This window comes from Streptomyces sp. NPDC002886 (genome assembly GCF_042888445.1).
Lineage (GTDB): Bacteria > Actinomycetota > Actinomycetes > Streptomycetales > Streptomycetaceae > Streptomyces.
Genome location: NZ_JBIAPV010000004.1, coordinates 369,188 through 387,794 on the forward strand (window position 1 = coordinate 369,188; position 18,607 = coordinate 387,794).

Genomic DNA, 18,607 nt, shown 5'->3' on the forward strand with positions numbered 1-18,607 from the left:
TCACGCGGAAGGGACGACCTACGTGATCCAGCACGTCCGGGTCCTCATCGTCGGCAGTGGCTTCTCCGGAATCGGGCTGGGGCGGGCCCTGCTCGCCTCACGGTTCTCCGATTTCCTCCTCTTCGAACGGGCACCGGAGCCCGGGGGCGTCTGGCACTCCAACACCTACCCCGGCTGCCGGTGCGACGTCCCCTCCCACCTCTACTCGTTCTCCTTCGCGCCCAACCCGGACTGGACCGCGACGTACTCCCCCCAGCCGGAGATCCAGGCCTACCTGGGGCGCTGCCTCGACCGGTTCGGGCTGCGACCGCACCTGCGCACCGGAGTGGAGGTCCTGGAGGCCCGGTGGGACGAGGCGGAACAGCTCTGGCACGTGGAGACCAGCGAGGGCCGCTGGACGGCCGGGGTGCTGGTGAGCGCGATGGGCCCGCTGACCGAGCCCAGGCTCCCCGACGTGCCGGGCATCGACCGCTTCCGCGGCAAGATCATGCACTCGGCGCGGTGGGACCACGCCCACGACCTGACCGGGGAGCGTGTGGCGTCGATCGGCACGGGCGCCTCCGCCATCCAGTACGTCCCCGAGATAGCCGACCGCGTCGGCAGGCTGTACGTGTTCCAGCGCAGCGCCCCGTGGATCACCCCGCACGACAACCGGCCGATCCCCGAGGCCGAGCGCGAGGGGTTCCGGGCCCGGCCCCGCCTGCAGCGGGCCGAGCGCGCCAAGGCGTACGTGGCCAAGGAGCTGCTGGTGCTCGGCTTCGCCAAGCACCCCCGGCTGATGCGCCTCGTCGAACGCCTGGCACGCCGGCATCTGAGGAGCCAGGTCGCAGATCCGGCCCTGCGCCGGGCCCTGACGCCTGATTTCGCCCTGGGATGCAAACGCGTCGTACCGTCCAACGCCTGGTATCCGGCGCTGCAGAAGGAGAACGTAGAGCTCGTTCCCCGGGCGCTGCGCGAGGTCCGCGAGCACAGCGTGATCGACGCGGACGGGGCCGAGAGGGAGGTGGACACCATCATCTTCGGCACCGGCTTCCACGTCACCGACATCCCCTTCGCCGAAAAGGTGCGCGGCCGTGACGGGGAGCTGCTGAGCTCGGCCTGGGCGGGTTCTCCGCGCGCGTACCTGGGGGTGTCCGTGCCCGGCTTCCCGAACTTCTTCATGTTCCTCGGGCCCAACTCCGGCCTGGGCCACAGCTCCATGGTCTACATGATCGAGGCCCAGGCGGAGCACGTGAAGAACGCCGTCCGCGCGCTCGACGTCTCCGGCTCGACCTCCATCGAGGTGGACCGGCGCACGCACGACGCCTACAACGCGGACCTCGACCGCAAGCTGGCGAAGTCGGTGTGGGAGCTCGGCGGCTGCGTGAGCTTCTACCGGGACGCCAACGGACGCAACGCGACCATCTATCCGGACTGGACCTTCCGGTACCGCCGTCAGGCGGTCCGGTGGAAGCCCGGGGCCTACCGCCTCGCCACGGGCCCCGCCAAGGACGCCTCATGAGGGCCGTGAGCCTGACCCGGGGGCGGCTGGAGGTCGTCGACCTGCCCGTCCCGCGGCCCGGAGCGGGCCAGCTGCTGGTCGAGGTCAAGCGCTGCGGGATCTGCGGCTCGGACCTGCACAGCCGCCTGCACGCCGACGAGCTGGCCGACTCGCTCGAACTGTGCGGCTACCCGCGCTACGCCCGCTCCGGCCAGCAGGTCGTGCTCGGACACGAGATCTTCGGCGAAGTGGCCGACCGGGGCCCGTGGTGCGCCGGCACCATCCGGCCCGGCACACCGGTCGTCACGGTCCCCCTGGTGCGGCGCGGCCGACAGGTCGACGGTGTCGGCCTGTCCGCACACGCCCCGGGCGGCTTCGCCGAACTCGTCGTCGTCCAGGAGGCCCTGACCCTGCCCGTCCCGAACGGCCTGCCGGCGGACCTCGCGGCACTCACCGAACCGATGGCCGTGGCCTGGCACGCGGTCAACCGCGGAGAGGTGACGCGCAAGGACGTGGCGGTCGTCCTGGGCTGCGGCCCGGTGGGTCTCGCGGTGATCTCCGTGCTCAAGGCCCGCGGGACCGCGACCGTGGTGGCGAGCGACTACTCGGCGGGCCGCCGGACGCTGGCGGCGAAGTGCGGAGCCGACGTCGTGGTCGACCCCGCCGTCGCGTCCCCCTGGGACGGCCTCGCGGCCCGGCACGGCTTCATGACCACCATGCCCGACGAGTACAACGCGGGCATCGACGCCCTGGAAGGCCTGGCCCGGCTCCCCCTGCCGTGGTGGACCTCCTGGCGCGCCCTGCAGAGAATCGGCGCGACCCGGCCCGTACGTCCCGTGGTGTTCGAATGCGTCGGCGTACCCGGCATGCTCGACGGCATCCTGGCCGCCGCACCCCTGCACTCCCGCGTGGTCGTCGTCGGGGTCTGCATGGGCCCCGACACCCTGCGCCCTTCCCTCGCGGTGAACAAGGAGCTCGACCTGCGGTTCGCCGTCGGGTACACGCCCCTGGAGTTCCGCGACACCCTCCACGCACTGGCCCACGGCACCCTGGACGCCTCCCACCTGCTCACCGGACGCGTCGGGCTGCCAGGGGTCGCGACCGCCTTCGAGGCACTGGCCGACCCCGAGGAGCACGCCAAGATCCTCGTCGACCCCTCGCTCGCCACGGACCGCGTCCTGCGGCGGTGACGGCGACCGGTCAGGGGCAGCCGCAGTAGGTCGGCTGTCGGCCGGGCAGTAGGCGACGCGTTCCGCGAAGGTGACGCCCGGCGGTCACGTCACCGGACTCGACGAAGGCCCTGACGTACTCCTTGCCCAGGCCGTCGATGTCGAGCATGCCGCGACCGGCGGCGTGCTCGATCGGCGCGGGCAGCTCCTGCCCGCCAAGTCCTCGCCGAAGACGGTGAGTTGCCGCTGTTCGACGGCGCCGCGCCCGCGGCGCCGTCAGGAGCCGACCCCGAGCCGGAAACAGGACCGCGGCCCCGGCGCGTTGCCGCCGATGCGGAACCGGTCGTTCGGATTGTCAGTGCTGGTCAGAATGATGTTCTCATGACGGAAACCACCTCCTCCCCGCTCTCCGCCGACGCCTACGCCGACGCGGTGGCCACCGCCGTCGCCGCCTCGGCCGCGTACTACACCGACGGCTCCACGCCGCTCGGCGACGATGAGTACGACGCGCTGCTGCGTGCCATCACCGCCTACGAGGACGCCCACCCCGGTGAGGTGCTGCCCGACTCCCCGACCGGCAAGGTGGCCGGCGGCGCCGTTCAGGGCGACGTGCCGCACTCCGTCCCGATGCTCTCCCTCGACAACGTCTTCGACGCCACCGAGCTCACCGACTGGGCGGCCGGCCTGGAGCGCCGGCTCGGTCGCCCGGTGGCGGGCTGGTGCGTGGAGCCCAAGCTCGACGGCCTCGCGATGGCCGCCCGCTACCGGGGCGGCAAGCTGGTGCAGATGCTCACCCGGGGCGACGGCCTGGCCGGCGAGGACATCACCCACGCCGCCGACGCGATCCTCGGCCTGCCCGCCGTGCTCAGCGAGCCGATCGACGTCGAGCTGCGCGGCGAGGTGCTGCTGACGACCGCCCAGTTCGAGGAGGCGAACCGGATCCGGATCGCCCACGAGGCCGCCCCCTTCGCCCACCCGCGCAGCGGCGCGGCCGGCACCCTGCGCGCCAAGGACCGCCCGTACCGGATCGAGCTGACCTTCTTCGCCTATGACGCCATCGGCCTGGACCTCGACCTCTCGCACAGCGGCCTGCTGGCCCGGCTGGCCGCCCTGGGGGCGAACACGGCCGCCGGCACCGCCGCGACCCCGCTGCGCTGCGAGACCCTGGACGACGCCCAGCAGCGGATCGACGCGATCGCCGCCCTGCGCAGCGCCCTGCCCTTCGGTATCGACGGCGTCGTCGTCAAGGCCGACACCGCCGCCGACCGCCACCAGGCGGGCAGCGGCTCGCGCGCCCCGCGCTGGGCGGTGGCCCGCAAGCTCGCCGCCGAGCACAAGGTCACCCGCTTGCTGGAGGTGGAGTGGAACGTCGGCCGCACCGGCATCATCGCCCCGCGCGCCGTCCTCGAACCGGTCGTCATCGACGGCGTCACCGTCACCTACGCCACCCTCCACAACCCGGCCGACATCACCCGCCGCGACCTGATGATCGGCGATCTTTGCTACGTCTTCAGAGCGGGTGACGTGATCCCGCGTGTGGAGGCCCCGCTGGTCGACCAGCGCACCGGCGCCGAGACTCCGATCGTCTTCCCCGTCGCCTGCCCGCGCTGCGGCGACGAGATCGACAGCTCCGAGCAGCGCTGGCGCTGCGTCCGGGGCCGGAACTGCCAGGCCGTAGCCTCCGTCATCTACGCGGCCGGCCGCGACCAGCTCGACATCGAGGGCCTCGGCGGCACCCGCGCCGTCCAACTGGTCGAGTCCGGCCTGGTCGCCGACATCGCCGACCTCTTCACCCTGACCCGGGACCAACTCCTCAGCCTCGACCGGATGGGCGAGACCTCCACCGACAATCTGCTCGCCGCCCTCGAGACCGCACGCGACCAACCCCTCAACCGGGTCTTCTGCGCCCTCGGCGTCCGCGGCACCGGCCGCACCATGTCCCGCCGCATCGCCGCCCACTTCGGCTCCCTCGCCGCCATCCGCGCCGCCGACGCCGACACCCTCGCCGAGGTCCCCGGCATCGGAGTCGAGAAGGCCCGCGTGGTCGCCGCCGAACTCCTCGAACTCGGCCCGCTCCTCGACAAGTTGACCGCCCAGCGGGTCGGCACCCAGGTCACCGAGCCCCAGCGCCCCGCCCCCGCGGGTGAGGCCGGGGAGGAGGCCACGGCAGCGGGCGAGGCCGGCCCGCTGGCCGGGGAGGCCGTGGTCGTCACCGGCTCGATGACCGGCGCCCTCGCCGCCCTCTCGCGCAACGAGATGAACGAGCTCATCGAACGCGCCGGCGGCAAGGCCTCGTCCTCCGTCTCCAAGCGCACCACCCTCCTGGTGGCCGGCGAGAAGGCCGGTTCCAAGCGCGCCAAGGCCGAGGAGCTCGGCATCCGCATCCTCACCCCCGAGGACTTCGCCGCCCTGGTCGCCGACCACCTTCCCCAGGATTGATCGAAGGCGACCGGTGAGGGCGGGCCCGAGTACAGCGGGCCCGGCCCGCCCTCACCTCACCGCGTCGGGTCGACGCGGGGTCGTGGCGATCTCTGTGACGGTCCTTGACACTCGTTGATTAATTCGGCTTCTATTCAAATTAATTGACGCCCTGTTGTGAGCAGAGAGGAGTACCCGTGTCAGCCCCTCCCGCGACGAGGATCGCCATCGCGCTCGCCGCCACTGCCGCGGTCCTGTTCGGCACACCGGCCACCGCCCCGGCATCGGCCCAGTCCCCCGCCGCCACGTACACCGTCTCCATCGGCGCGAAGGGTCCCTGGACCCATCCCGACGACACCCCCGCCGCCACGTACATCGACAAGAACGGCGCGTTCTACTACCAGTCGGCCCACGCCCTGTACGCGGCGAACGACCCGCGCAAGTGGACCTTCTACACCGGCAAGGACTTCGACTCGGCCACCCGGTCCGCCTCGCTGAGCACCGCGGTCGATCCGGCGAACGCCAACGACCGCAACGACGACACCACGTGGCGCTGCAACAACGGCCCGACCGGGCGCGAGGCCACCTACGCCCCGGACACCACCCACTACGCGCAGAAGAACTACTGCGACCTGATGGGCGTCTGGGTGGATCCCGACACCGGCGACTGGTACGGGCTGGTCCACAACGAGTTCACCCCGCGCCCCTTCGGCGACGGCCTGCACTACGACGCGATCGACTACGCCGTGTCCAGGAACCAGGGCAGGACGTGGGCCATCAAGGACCACGTGCTCACCTCGCCCTACAGCACCCGGCGCGGCGACACCGCGGCCTTCCCGCACGAGACGTACCACTACGGCAACGGTGACGCCCGACTGTTCGTGGACACCGCTTCCGGCTACTTCTACGTCTATTACAACTCCCGCGTCATTCCGAAGGGCGGCGTCCCCGGACCGTGGACAGCGGGCAGCCGGGCGCACGTCGCCCGTGCGCCCATGTCCGGCAAGATGGCGCCCGGTTCGTGGCAGAAGTGGTACGACGGCTCGTGGTCCCAGCCCGGAACGGGCGGGCTGGAAAGCAACATGGAGCCCGTCGACGCGACCCACACCACCGGGTACACCCCCGTGGCGAAGGACTACGACCCGTCGAACCCGGGCAACGTCCAGGAGCAGCAAGCGGCCGGTGAACTACCGGCCAAGTCAGACCTGTTGACGATGAACATCGCCTACAACGCCTACCTGGGGCTGTACGTGGGCCAGCCCGAGGCGGTCAACCAGGACGGCAGCGAGCCGCAGCGCTTCTACGTCACCGACAACCTCGCCACCCAGAAGTGGCGCCTCGCCGGCGACTCCGGCGCGTACCGCACCGGTTCCTGGTACCGGTGGGTCCTGGACTCCGTGAACAAGACGGGGTCCACCGTCGTCGGCAAGACGTTCCGGTCGTACTGCTCGTTCTTCTGCTCGGGCGGCGCGGACGGCGAGTACTACGACACCGTGATCGACACGAACGCGCCCGCCACGGCCGTCGATCCGGGCAGGTCCTACACGATCGCCGGCGCCACCGGCCGCCACCTCACCCAGGTGCAGGGCAGTACGGCGACCACCTCCAGCCCCACCGCGGGCGCTTCGGCCCTCAGCCGGTGGATCTTCACCCCCAACGGCGACGGCTCCTACCGCATCGCCAACGCCTCCACCCGTCACCTCCTCGGCGTCGACTCGAAGGCGAACGCGGGGCGCGCCTGGGCGGCCAAACCCACCGTGACGAAGGCACCGCAGAGCGGGCCCTCCGTCGGACAGCAGTGGTTCGTCATCCCGAACTTCACGGCCGACGGCCGGCCGACCGGCACCCATCGGCTCGTGAACCGCTACAGCGGACTCGTGATCGGCCTCTCGGACGTGTCCGGCCGCCTCGCCGAGACCACGCCCACCCGCGCGTGGACCGACACCACCGGCAGCCCGGTCGGCGGCGCCCGCACCTCGGCCGAACAGACCCTCACCCTCACGGCAGCCTCCTTGTGACCGGACACCTTCTAACCGCGCAGCCGGGAACCAAACCCCGGTCCGCCGAGGAAGGCGTCACATTCAAGGGGCACATATGAGACGGAGCAAAGACGTTACCCGCTCGTTATAAAACCGAGGGTGGGGTGGAAATGGCGGGATTTAGGACGGTAAGCCAGGCGCGTTGCAGGTAGTTTCATCACCTCGGGGAGGCGTTTCCATATATCACGGACAACGTCCTCCCCGTAACCCCTTGGGTCCGTGCAATCCGATCCAACCCTCGGTAGCTTCGGCCCGCATGACCGCTCATGCAGAACTGGCCCATTACCGGAAGACACCGCCGAACACCCCGACCGCACCGTCCACCCCGACGACGCGCATCGACCGTCCCCGCCCAGGTGACGGCCGCCTGCTGTGGCGCCTCGCCCGCGACTCCGGGACGCTGGACCTCAACTCGGCCTACAGCTACCTCCTCTGGTGCCGTGACTTCGCCGGCACCTCCGCGGTGGCCCGGGACGCCTCCGGGCGTGCCGTCGGATTCGTGAGCGGATACCTGCGGCCCGAAAGCCCGGGCACCCTGCTCGTCTGGCAGATCGCCGTCGACGAATCCGTCCGGGGTCTGGGGATCGCACGGGCCCTGCTCGACGGTCTCTCCGCCCGCGTGGCCGCGGAGCACGGACTGAGTTCCCTCGAAACCACCATCTCTCCCGGAAACCGCGCGTCGGAGCGGCTGTTCGCCTCGTACGCCGCGCGGCACGGCGCCACGCTCACGCGCGAAGTGCTGTTCGCTCCGGAGGACTTCCCGGACCGCGGATACGCCCCGGAGGTCCTGCACCGCATCGGGCCGCTCTCCTTCTGAGCGCGCGGCCCGAACACACCGGGGGTCGCGCCCCCGCATTCATCGCCTGGCACCCAGAACCCCACCTTCATTGGAGAGTTCCCTTGACCATGACCGAGCCGGTCCTGTCCGTCTTCGAGACCCTGGAGTCCGAGGTGCGCAGCTACTGCCGCGCCTGGCCCGTCGTCTTCGAGCGCGCCACGGGAAGCCGGCTGTACGACGAGCACGGCTCCGCCTACCTGGACTTCTTCGCCGGCGCCGGGTCCCTGAACTACGGGCACAACAACCCCGTTCTGAAGCGGGCCCTCCTCGACTACCTGGAGCGGGACGGGATCACGCATGGGCTCGACATGGCGACGACGGCCAAGCGGTCCTTCCTCGAGGCCTTCCGGTCCCACGTCCTCGAACCCCGCGCGCTGAACTACAAGGTGATGTTCCCGGGGCCCACCGGGACCAACGCCGTCGAAGCGGCGCTCAAGCTGGCACGGAAGGCCAAGGGCCGCGAGTCGGTCGTCTCCTTCACCAACGCCTTCCACGGCATGTCGCTCGGCTCCCTCGCCGTCACGGGCAACGCCTTCAAACGGGCCGGTGCCGGCGTCCCCCTGGTGCACGGCACCCCGATGCCCTTCGACAACTATCTCGGGGGCCGGGTACCCGACTTCCTCTGGTTCGAGCGCCTGCTGGAGGACCAGGGATCCGGCCTCAACCACCCGGCGGCGGTCATCGTCGAGACGATCCAGGGCGAAGGCGGGATCAACGTGGCGCGCGCGGAGTGGCTCCGCGCGCTCGCCGACCTGTGCCGGCGCCGCGACATGCTGCTGATCGTCGACGACATCCAGATGGGCTGCGGCCGGACCGGTGAGTTCTTCTCCTTCGAAGAGGCGGGCATCACGCCCGACATCGTGACGCTCTCGAAGTCCATCAGCGGATACGGACTCCCCATGTCCCTGTGCCTGTTCAAGCCCGAGCTGGACCTGTGGGAGCCGGGCGAGCACAACGGCACCTTCCGCGGCAACAATCCGGCCTTCGTCACCGCGACGGCCGCCCTGGAGACCTACTGGGCCGACGGCGTCCTGCGCGAGGGGACCCTCGCCCAGGGCAAGCACATCGAGGGCGCGCTGCGCGAACTGTGCGCCGAACACGCCCGGCTGGGTGCCACGTACCGCGGCCGCGGACTGGTCTGGGGCGTCGAGTTCGGCCACAAGGACCGTGCGGCGGCGGTGTGCCGGAAGGCCTTCGAGCACGGTCTCCTCGTGGAGACCTCGGGTCCCGAGAGCGAGGTCGTGAAGCTTCTCCCGCCGCTCACCGTCACCGGCGACGAACTCGACGAGGGCCTCGACATCCTCGCCCGCTCCGTCCGCGAAACCGCCTGACCCCCGGCATTCCGCCACCCACCACGAAGGGCACACCACCATGATCGTCCGCTCGTTCCGGGACCTCGAGGGAACCGACCGCCACGTCAGGGCGGCATCCGGTACCTGGGAGAGCAAGCGCATCGTCCTGGCCAAGGAACGCGTCGGCTTCTCCCTGCACGAGACCGTCCTGTACGCCGGTACCACGACGTCCATGTGGTACGCGAACCACGTGGAGGCCGTGGTCTGCACGGAGGGAGAGGCCGAGCTCACGGACGAGGAGACCGGCCTGACCCACACGATCACGCCGGGAACCATGTACCTCCTGGACGGCCACGAACGGCACACCCTCCGCGTGAAGAGGGACTTCCGCTGCCTGTGCGTCTTCAACCCGCCCGTCACCGGCCGGGAGGACCACGACGAGAACGGCGTGTACCCGCTGCTCACCGAGCCCGGCCAGGGCTGAGTCACGCGGCCGCACGCACAGCAGAGCAGGACAGAGAGGAGAGGCAGGCACCACCATGACCTACGCATCCACACGCACGGCGAAGGACCTGTATCCGACCCGGGGTTCCGAGGAGGTGCTCACCGGCCGCGTGGACCCCGTCGTCTGGTCCGAGCCCGGCACGCCGGGCCCGGTGTGGGCCCACGAGCTGGAGAGGTACGAGCGCGACGGCTTCCTGTCCGTCGACGAACTGATCACGCCCGAGGAGACGGAGGTCTACCGGGCCGAGATGGACCGGCTGCTCCGTGACCCCTCGACGCTGGCCGACGACCGGTCCATCGTGGAGCCGAAGTCCCGGGAAGTGCGCTCCGTGTTCGAAGTCCACCGGATCAGCGAGGTGTTCGCGGCCCTCGCCGCCGATCCGCGCGTCGTGGGGCGCGCGCGGCAGATCCTGGGCTCCGAGGTGTACGTGCACCAGTCCCGGATCAACGTCAAGCCCGGTTTCGGGGCCAGCGGCTTCTACTGGCACTCCGACTTCGAGACCTGGCACGCCGAGGACGGCCTGCCGAACATGCGCACCGTGTCGGTGTCCATCGCCCTGACGCCGAACTACACCAGCAACGGCGGCCTGATGATCATGCCCGGCTCCCACCGGAGCTTCCTGGGCTGTGCCGGTGCGACGCCGAAGGACAACTACAAGAAGTCCCTCCAGATGCAGGACGCGGGCACCCCGTCGGACGAGGCACTGACCAAGTTCGCCTCGGCCTGCGGCATCAAGGTCTTCACCGGCAAGGCGGGCTCGGCCACCTGGTTCGACTGCAACGCGATGCACGGCTCGGGTGACAACATCACGCCCTACCCGCGCAGCAACGTGTTCCTCGTCTTCAACAGCGTCGAGAACCGACCCGTGAAGCCCTTCGCCGCCCCGGTGCGCCGCCCCAGGTACATCGCCTCGCAGGACTTCACGCCGGTGGGCTGACGCGTCCGGCCGCCACTGGGCCGGGGCCCCTTTCCAGCACGTGCTGGCCTTCTGCGCGGCCACCGCTCCGTAGACGACCAGCAGCCCGGCGGTCCGGTAGACCGCGACAGCGGGCCGCGGCGGACTCCCCACCCGCCCCGGCCCGCTGTCCCGGCGTGCGCCGCCGGCCCCCCATCCCCCCTTTCCCCCCCCGGCTAGTCGTCTTCGCCGACCAACTCCCAGAAGCGGTCGGGCAGTCGGCGCAGATACGCCGCGCGCTCCGCCGCGATCTCCTTGAGCCTGGAGGCGTCGTTGCGGGCGGCCAGGTGCCCCATGTACCGCTCGGAGAATCTGTAGAACTCCCCGTGCATGATCCGCAGCGCATCGCCGACGCTCGTCGGGTCCACCGCGACGATCTCCGCCACCGGATCGACGTGGGCCTTCCATCTCCCGGCTATCCCCGCCCCAAGGAGCTCCTCCAACTCGGCGCCGCGGCCGGTGATTCCGATCAGTCCGCGCGGTGACACCCCCAGAATCTCGACCAGAGCGCGCGTCTGCCGGGCATCACCACGCCACTGCCGGGTCGACTCGGCCTTGCGGTACTCGGAGGGATCCATGCCCAGGAGGTACGCCAGCCGTTCCACACCGACCCGGCGAGCCAACCGGAACTCGACGAGCGTCCTCGGCGCGGTGCCCATGAGGGTGACCGTGTCGCACCACAGCACATCGGCCAGCGCGAAGAGGTGCTGGTCGGAGGGCGCGTTCCAGCCCTGCTCCCACCCCTGGACCAACACGGGGTGGACCGGAGTGCCACAGGAGGTCATGGAGGCCGCCACCTGGACCAGGGTCAGACCCATGCGGGCTCGCGCGGCTCTGGCCTCGGCGGGGGAAAACGGAGTGCTGTACACGTACAAGACACCTCGCAACGCCCCTCGGGCGCCCCGCGCGCAAGGGGAAACGGAATGATGGACGAACACCAAGCGCGGGTCGTCGAGCCATTCCGGGTTGCGGTATCCCGGCCGACGGGGCCGCGGAACGCCGTCCCCGCTCGGAGCGGGGACGGCCGGCCCGGGTCTCGGGCGTGAGACCCGGGCCCGTTGCCTAGCGGTTGGGCTCCTGCATCGTGACGCAGTGCGCGCCACCGCCCCCGTTGCCGTAGAGGTTGTCGAGGTTGAGCTGCACGACGGGCCTGCCGTAGGCGGCCGAGATGGCCGCCTTGGCCGCCGCGTCCTTGGCGGTGTCGCCGAACTGGGTGGTAATTACGGCATCGTTGGTCACCGCCCAGTTCATGTAGGAGCTGAGGAAGGCCGCCTGCTTGCTCCGCGAGATGCGCGGCAGGGTGTCCGGGCCCTCGATGGTGAGGACCTGGAGTCGGCGCCCCCTGGCGTCGGTCGCGTTCACCAGCACGTTGCGGATGGCGTTGGCGTTGGCGGTCCAGACGGCCGGCCGCACCGCACCGGCCAACTGCACCATCACCACACCGGGCTTGATGTAGCGGGCGGTGCCGTCGATGTGGCCGTCGGTGACGTCCTCTCCGGTGACACCGGGCAGCCAGATCATCTTCGTGGCGCCGAACTTGGCGAGCAGCTCCGCCTCGATCTGGCTCCGCGTCTTGCCGGGGTTGCGGTTGGAGTTCAGCCAACAGCTCTCCGTCGCCATCAGCGTGCCGTCGCCGTCGTACTCCACGCCGCCGCCTTCACCGACCACGGAAGTCCTGGCGAAAGGAGTCCCGTTGTAGGCGGCGACGTTCTGCTCGACCGCGCGGTCCTTGTTGTAGGCGGAGGCGGGGATGCCGTAGAAGGTCGTGGCGTTCTCGCCCCAGGCGTTGAAGTTCAGGCCGATGGAGTCCAGGCCGCCGGCGTCGTCCACGCGGAACAGCGGGCCGGTGTCCCGCATCCAGCAGTCCGAGACGGGAACCGAGCTGATCACCGTGACGGTGGACCCGCACAAGCTCCTGGCCTGCGACGCGGCCGAGGAGCCGTCTGCGCACATGATGACCGGCTCGTACTTGGCTATTTCCTTGGCGAGCTTGGCGATGTCGGTCTGGATCTTGGACAGCGTGCTGCCCCAGATCGTGGAGCTGGAGGGCCAGGCCATCCAGGTCCGCTTGTGCGACTCGTCTTCCCCGGGTACGCGCCAGGACGCGGCCATGGCGGGCTGGATACCGCCGAGGACCGGGCCCACCGCCAGCGCGGCCGCGGCCGCTCCGGTGCGGGCGAGGAGGCTTCGGCGGCTCATGGCCGGCTTCTGGCCGTCGTGCTCAGTCTTCACGTGGTGCTCCCTTTTCATGGCAGTTCTGTGCGTGCGGGCACGGTGTTGCTCAGTGGAGTTGCAGAGTGGAGTTCGTCTACGGAGTCGGTCCGTCATGGCGATCAGTGGAGTTCGTCGAGCAGGCCCTCCTCCCGGACCATCCGGCGCTCGGTGTCCAGGTCGAGGCTTCGGGCGAAGAGCCAGTAGAGGGCGCCGGACACCGGCAGGCCGACGAAGATCGAGTAGTCGACGCCACCGAGGGATTCCGCGGCGGGGCCGATGTAGAGGCCCGTGATGACCATGAAGGGCGCCATGAAGGCCAGCCCGATCACGTACGCGAGGTTCCCCCGCCATCCCCATCGGCCGTAGATGCCGTTCGGGTTGAAGATCTCCTTGACGACGTACTGGCCGCGTCGGACGAAGAAGAAGTCGACCAGGTTGATGGCCGTCCACGGGATGAACAAGTACGTCAGCACCACGACCACGTTGGCGAAGAACCAGTTGAACTGATCGATGCCGACGAGGATGGAAACCGTCCCGACGGCCACCATCATGATCCCGATCGTCGCGATCCTGATGATCCGCGTCGGCTTGACCGGCCGGAAGGAGTCCACGATCGAGATCATGGTGAGACTGCCGCCGTACTGGTTGATCGCCATGATGGAGAGCAGCCCGATGAGCAGTACGACGACGGCGACCGTGCCGAACCCGCTGAAGAGCCTGTCCGCCGACAGCTTCAGGGCGGTCACCGGGTCGGTGCCCTCGGGGGCGGCGGCCGAGACGACGGCGCCGAGGACGAACACCCAGATCCCGGAGAGCGCACTGGGCAGGTAGGTCCACCAGAAGGTGCTGCGCACGGGGACGTCGGGCCGGAGATAGCGCGAGTAGTCCGAGACGTACGGCGCCCAGCCCAGTTGGAAGCCCGCGACGAAGACGAAGACGAGCATGAACGGCGCGAGTTCGAACGGGCCGGCGTCCCAGACACCGTCCGGCAGCCCTCCGCCGAACAGCGCGGCCCCGGTGATCGCCGCGGTGATCACGACGAAGGGCCAGGTGAGCCACTTGTTCAGCCGGTGGATCCATTCGTATCCGAACAGGGCGATGACGGCCGCCACCACGGCGGCCAGCGCGTAGCCGAGCCCGTTCGGTATGCCGGTGAGCGTGTTCAGCGCCTGCCCGGACAGCAGGGCGTCGGACGTATTGAAGGCCACGTAGTTGACGAGGGCGAAAACCCACACGGTGAACGCGGCGCCCAGGTAACCGAACTGGGGTCGCGACTGCACCAGTTGGGGCAGGCCCAGTTGTGGACCCTGGGCCGAGTGGAACGCCATGAAGAACGTTCCGAAGAGCGAACCAAGAACCGTGGCGACCACCGTCCAGAGGAGCGAGGCCCCCATGGAGAGCGTCACGACGCCGGTCGCCAGGCCCGTGAGGTTGAGGCTGCCCACGAACCAGATGGCCCCGACGCTCGAAGGCTTGCCGTGCCGTTCCTCGAGGGGCACCCAGTCGATCGAGTGCACCTCGATGCCCGCAGGAGGTGTCGAATCCGATACCTCTGAGGCGATTGTTCCCATTTGATCTCCCATATACGGGCATGCGCACGGCTGTTGAGCCGCCTCGCCCCTCCAGAGCCGATCAGGCTGCGCTCACCGTAGGGACTGACTGAAATTCCAGTCAATGGGCAAGTCGCATGTTCCCTACAAGCAAGTCAACGCGGGGAGTCGCAGCCCCGACCGACGATGCCAATGTCTCGATCTCGACTACCGGGCCTGCGATGTAGAGCCTGAGGCGGCTTTTCACCTCACACAACCCCTACTGACGGAATTTTCAGTAGAGAGACGTCGAGACCAAGGCGCGCGGCCGGCCCGTCCGGGCCGAACGGGGCGGAAGAGGGCGCCGCGAGAAGGCCGAGGGCCGCCGCGGCATTCTCTCCCGTCGTCCCGAAAGCAAAGAGCGGTCCACTGGCGCAGCCCGGTCGCGGCGCACCGTCAACGCCACCGGGACCGGATCGGGCCCTGCGCGCTGCGGCCCGCTCCCCCGTGGACCACTACGGCGTCATCCAGCCAACCAACGGAAGGTGACCAACCGTCAAACATGTTCAACCGGGAGGATGTTTGGGAGGACTCCGGTACAGATCGACCGCACATGGCAGCCGAATCCGGGCAATGGACGCCCCTTGACGCTCCATGGGCGTTGTGCGAATCTCTCGACAGGTCTGGACCAATTGTCTTCATCGGGCGGGGGCCCGAGGTGAGGCACCTGACGTCCCGGGATATCCCCGGACGTCCGGCGGTCCTGACCGTTTGCGGCCGTCGGCCGGTCCCCGGGGGAGGACCGGACGCCACACCGTGGCCCATTGCGTCACCAAACCCGCTTGCTGCGGCCGGCCGTTGGTGACCAGGGCCCCACCGTGCGGCAGGCCGCGCCCCATGCGCGTCCGCACGTTCACCCGTGCTGCTCCGCCACCCTGCTCCGACGTCCTAAGTGAGCCGCCGATGTCCGAAGTACTCCCCCTGCCCGACCGCACGGCGGCCTCGCCGGCCCAGCAGGGCGTCTGGCTCACCGAACGGCTGGGACTGGCCCGCGAGGCCTTCCACATGCCGGTGCGGATCTCCTTCGACCGGATCGACACGGAGGCGCTGGCCCGCGCGGTGGACGTGGTGATCAGGCGCCATCCGGCCCTGGCCGCGCGGCTGGTGGAGCACGGAGGCCAGGTCTGGCAGGAACCAGCGGCCCGGCGGCCCGAACTGGTGCGACTCGAAGCACCCTCGGACGAGGCCGACTTGGAGAAGACGCTGGAAGAGGAGGCCGCTCGCCCGTTCGCCCTGGAGACCGGACCGCTCAGCCGCTTCACCCTGCACCGACGCGCCGACGGCAGCGCCGAGCTGCTGGTCACCGTCCATCACGCGGTCTTCGACGGAAACTCCAAGGACGTCCTGACCCGGGACCTCGCAGCCGCGTACGGCCCGGCGCCCCTGGCCCCGACCGAGGATCCGGCGGACGTGCCGGGCGGCGCGCGGACCGCACCGACCGCACCGGCCCCGGATCCGGGCACCGTACGGGGCGCCGCCGAGTGGTTCGGCCCGCGCTGGGCCGCCGCCACCGACCCGGTACTGCCCGGAGCGGTGCGCACCCCGACCGTCGCCGGGGCCGGTGAGGCGGTCGAGTGGCGCCTCGACGGCGCCGAGGCCGGCGAGCTGGCCACCGCGGCCGCCCTCGCCGGGACCACCGTCTTCGAGTTCCTGCTCGCGGCCCTGCACGGGCTCTTGCGCCGGTACGGCGGCGAAGCGGTGCCGGTCTCCATCCCGTTCTCGACCCGGACGCCCGAACTCGCCGAAGAAATAGGGCTGTTCGTCAACGAGCTGCCGGTCCACGCGCCGACGGGCGACGCGTCACGGACCTTCACCGACTTCGCCGGGGCCGTCCGTGCCGAGCTGCGGGCCGGTTACCCGTACCGCAGCGTGCCCTTCGGCACCGCCGTCCCCGGACTGAGCCCCCGCGTCGGACTGAGCGCGGTCTCGCTCGGCTACCGCCGGCGCGGCCAGGACCCGGAATTCGCCGGCACCGGCGCCCGGGTCACCTGGGCCGTGCACAACCGCACCGCCCGCAACACTCTCCACCTCCAGGCCGTCGAAGCCCCCGGCACGGACGGCGCCCCGGGCGGCGGCATCGACTTCAGCCTCCAGTACGACCCGGCCGTGCTCGCCCCGGACACCGCCCGCCGGATCGCCGGTCACTACAGCACCCTGCTCGCGGGCGCGGTCGCCGCCCCCGGGGCCCGGCTGGTGGACCTTCCCCTGCTGGACGCGGCCGAGCTCCGTGCCGTCACCACCGCCCCGAACGCCACCGACCACCCCTATCCCGCCGACCGGACCGTGCTCGACCTGGTCCGCGCCCAGGCCGCCGCCACCCCCGAGGCCATCGCGGTCACTGCTTCCGGCCGCCACCTGTCCTACCGCGAACTGATGCTCCGTAGCGCACAGTTGGTCGATGTCCTGGCTGCCGGAGGCGTCCGTCCCGGTGATCTGGTCGCCCTCCACCTGGACCGCACCGCCGACCTGCCCGCCGCGCTGCTCGCGGTCCTCGCCACCGGCGCGGCGTACCTGCCGCTGGACCCCGGCTATCCCGCCGAGCGCCTGGCCCTGGTCCTGCGCGACTCCGGAGCCGTCGTGGTGCTCGCCGACCGTGAGCCCGCGCCCGTGGTGGCCGCCGCGGCCCCCGCGGTCCTACGGGTCCCCGCCCGGTCGGCGCAGGACCCGGCCGGGGCCGCCCCCGGGGCCGCCCCCGGGCCGCAGGACGTGGCGTACGTCCTGTACACCTCCGGCTCCACGGGCCGCCCCAAGGGCGTCGAGGTCGGCCACCGGGCGCTGGTCAACCTGCTCACCTCCTTCGCCGACCGGCTAGGCTCCGGCCCCGAGCACGCCTGGCTCGGACTGACCTCGCTCTCCTTCGACATCTCCGCGCTGGAGCTCTACCTGCCGCTGATCACCGGCGGCCGCCTGGTGCTGGCTCCGGACGGCCTCTCCGTCGACGGCCCCGGGCTGCTCGCGCTGATCGCGGCGGAGGGCGTCACCCACGTCCAGGCCACCCCGTCCGGATGGCGGGTGATGCTCACGGCGGTGAGCGGGGCCGGCGCGCCGCCCGCCGACGCGCTGGGCGCCGTCACCGGCCTGGCCGGCGGTGAGGCGCTGCCGCTGCCGCTCGCCCGTGAACTGCGGTCGCACACGGCCCGGTTGTTCAACGTGTACGGGCCCACGGAGACCACCATCTGGTCCACCTGCGCCGAACTCCCCGCCGATCCCCGGCAGGTGAGGATCGGCCGGCCCATCGCCAACACGCAGACCTACGTCGTCGACGAGCAGCTGCGGCCGACCCCGCTCGGCATTCCCGGAGAGCTGCTGATCGGCGGGGACGGCGTCGCCCACGGCTACCTCGGCCGACCCGAACTCACCGCCGAGCGGTTCGTGCGGAGCCCCTTCGGTCCGCCCGGCGCCCGGCTCTACCGCACCGGGGACCGCGCCGTCTGGACGGCCGACGGCGAACTCGACTTCCTCGGCCGCATCGACGACCAGGTCAAGATCCGCGGCCACCGGATCGAACTCGGCGAGATCGAGTCCGCCCTGTTGGAGCACCCGGCCCTCGCCCAGGCCGCCGTCGCGGTCCGCACCGAGGAGGACGGCGAGCCCTTCCTGGCCGGTTACCTGGTCCCGGCCGCCGGCGCCCCGGCGCCCGCCCCCGCCGACCTGCGGGAGCACCTGACGCGCACCCTGCCGGCCGCGATGGTGCCGCAGCGCTGGCTCACCGTGGAGCGGCTGCCGCTCACTCCGAACGGCAAGCTGGACCGGCGGGCCCTGCCCGTGCCCCCGCCGCGCGAGACCCCGGCGCCGCAGTCCGCCGGGGCCGGCACCGAAGCTCACGCCGAGGACGAGACGACCTCGACCGTCCGCCGGATCTGGGCCGAGGTGCTCAACCTGCCCGACGTCGGTCCCGAGGACGACCTGTTCGACCTCGGCGGGCATTCTCTGACGGTGATCCAGATCGCCGTCCGGATCCGCGACGCGCTCGGCGTGGAACTCGACTTCGACGTCTTCTTCGACGTCCCCACCCCGGCCGGCATCGCTGCCGCCGTCAGGGAACTCCAGTAGGACGCCGCCCTCGACCCGATCCCGCGCCCGGTACGCCGGTCGCGGGGTCGGCCCC

At 70.7% G+C, this 18,607-nt stretch carries 13 protein-coding genes; 9 read left to right on the plus strand and 4 right to left on the minus strand.

What is annotated here, in order from left to right; all coding sequences use genetic code 11:
- The first annotated feature begins 22 nt into the window (after positions 1–22).
- Together ACFYYB_RS20080 and ACFYYB_RS20085 are read left to right on the plus strand one after the other, a co-directional pair.
- The gene (locus ACFYYB_RS20080) at positions 23–1,501 is read left to right on the plus strand and encodes a flavin-containing monooxygenase (protein WP_389436536.1); all 1,479 of its coding nucleotides are present in this window, start codon (positions 23–25) and stop codon (positions 1,499–1,501) included.
- Entirely contained in the window at positions 1,498–2,670 is a 1,173-nt protein-coding gene (locus ACFYYB_RS20085) for a zinc-binding dehydrogenase (protein WP_389436537.1), read from the plus strand. The genes ACFYYB_RS20080 and ACFYYB_RS20085 overlap by 4 nt, the downstream gene beginning before the upstream one ends.
- Before the next feature lie 10 nt (positions 2,671–2,680).
- On the opposite strand, the gene ACFYYB_RS20090 is transcribed toward ACFYYB_RS20085, so the two are convergent.
- Positions 2,681–2,818: a hypothetical protein gene (locus tag ACFYYB_RS20090; protein WP_389436538.1), complete on the minus strand. Its 138-nt coding sequence runs from the start codon at positions 2,816–2,818 to the stop codon at positions 2,681–2,683.
- 212 nt (positions 2,819–3,030) lie between these two features.
- Between ACFYYB_RS20090 and ligA the strand changes: the two genes are divergently transcribed.
- The 6 genes from ligA (at position 3,031) to thpD (ending at position 10,678) form a co-directional block, all read left to right on the plus strand.
- Positions 3,031–5,088: an NAD-dependent DNA ligase LigA gene (gene ligA, locus ACFYYB_RS20095; protein WP_389436539.1), complete on the plus strand. Its 2,058-nt coding sequence runs from the start codon at positions 3,031–3,033 to the stop codon at positions 5,086–5,088.
- Positions 5,089–5,264: 176 nt separating this feature from the next.
- A complete protein-coding gene (locus ACFYYB_RS20100; RefSeq protein ID WP_389436540.1) occupies positions 5,265–7,085 on the plus strand; it encodes an RICIN domain-containing protein in 1,821 nt (606 codons plus the stop codon).
- Between the two features lie 277 nt (positions 7,086–7,362).
- The gene (gene ectA / locus ACFYYB_RS20105) at positions 7,363–7,923 is read left to right on the plus strand and encodes a diaminobutyrate acetyltransferase (RefSeq protein WP_389436541.1); all 561 of its coding nucleotides are present in this window, start codon (positions 7,363–7,365) and stop codon (positions 7,921–7,923) included.
- 83 nt (positions 7,924–8,006) lie between these two features.
- A complete protein-coding gene (gene ectB / locus ACFYYB_RS20110; RefSeq protein ID WP_389436542.1) occupies positions 8,007–9,275 on the plus strand; it encodes a diaminobutyrate--2-oxoglutarate transaminase in 1,269 nt (422 codons plus the stop codon).
- Between the two features lie 40 nt (positions 9,276–9,315).
- A complete protein-coding gene (locus tag ACFYYB_RS20115) occupies positions 9,316–9,720 on the plus strand; it encodes an ectoine synthase (RefSeq protein WP_389436543.1) in 405 nt (134 codons plus the stop codon).
- A 55-nt stretch (positions 9,721–9,775) separates the two neighbouring features.
- A complete protein-coding gene (gene thpD / locus ACFYYB_RS20120) occupies positions 9,776–10,678 on the plus strand; it encodes an ectoine hydroxylase (protein ID WP_389436544.1) in 903 nt (300 codons plus the stop codon).
- 194 nt (positions 10,679–10,872) lie between these two features.
- On the opposite strand, the gene ACFYYB_RS20125 is transcribed toward thpD, so the two are convergent.
- The 3 genes from ACFYYB_RS20125 to ACFYYB_RS20135 form a co-directional block, all read right to left on the minus strand.
- A complete protein-coding gene (locus ACFYYB_RS20125) occupies positions 10,873–11,565 on the minus strand; it encodes a transcriptional regulator (RefSeq protein ID WP_389436545.1) in 693 nt (230 codons plus the stop codon).
- Between the two features lie 193 nt (positions 11,566–11,758).
- Positions 11,759–12,928, minus strand: a complete 1,170-nt coding sequence (locus tag ACFYYB_RS20130; RefSeq protein WP_389436546.1) for an agmatine/peptidylarginine deiminase — start codon at positions 12,926–12,928, stop codon at positions 11,759–11,761.
- 101 nt (positions 12,929–13,029) lie between these two features.
- Complete coding sequence (locus tag ACFYYB_RS20135; protein ID WP_389436547.1) at positions 13,030–14,481, minus strand: purine-cytosine permease family protein; 1,452 nt, start codon at positions 14,479–14,481, stop codon at positions 13,030–13,032.
- A gap of 921 nt (positions 14,482–15,402) precedes the next feature.
- Between ACFYYB_RS20135 and ACFYYB_RS20140 the strand changes: the two genes are divergently transcribed.
- On the plus strand, positions 15,403–18,552 hold the full coding sequence (locus tag ACFYYB_RS20140; protein WP_389436549.1) for an amino acid adenylation domain-containing protein: 3,150 nt from the start codon (positions 15,403–15,405) through the stop codon (positions 18,550–18,552).
- The last annotated feature ends 55 nt before the right edge of the window (positions 18,553–18,607 follow it).

What these genes read in the sequence shown, in the direction of transcription:
- ACFYYB_RS20085 (WP_389436537.1), top strand. Translation starts at nt 1,498, where the DNA reads ATGAGGGCCGTGAGCCTGACCCGGGGGCGGCTGGAGGTCGTCGACCTG.
- ACFYYB_RS20090 (WP_389436538.1), bottom strand. Translation starts at nt 2,818, where the DNA reads ATGCTCGACATCGACGGCCTGGGCAAGGAGTACGTCAGGGCCTTCGTC.
- ligA (WP_389436539.1), top strand. Translation starts at nt 3,031, where the DNA reads ATGACGGAAACCACCTCCTCCCCGCTCTCCGCCGACGCCTACGCCGAC.
- ectA (WP_389436541.1), top strand. Translation starts at nt 7,363, where the DNA reads ATGACCGCTCATGCAGAACTGGCCCATTACCGGAAGACACCGCCGAAC.
- ACFYYB_RS20115 (WP_389436543.1), top strand. Translation starts at nt 9,316, where the DNA reads ATGATCGTCCGCTCGTTCCGGGACCTCGAGGGAACCGACCGCCACGTC.
- thpD (WP_389436544.1), top strand. Translation starts at nt 9,776, where the DNA reads ATGACCTACGCATCCACACGCACGGCGAAGGACCTGTATCCGACCCGG.
- ACFYYB_RS20135 (WP_389436547.1), bottom strand. Translation starts at nt 14,481, where the DNA reads ATGGGAACAATCGCCTCAGAGGTATCGGATTCGACACCTCCTGCGGGC.
- ACFYYB_RS20140 (WP_389436549.1), top strand. Translation starts at nt 15,403, where the DNA reads ATGTCCGAAGTACTCCCCCTGCCCGACCGCACGGCGGCCTCGCCGGCC.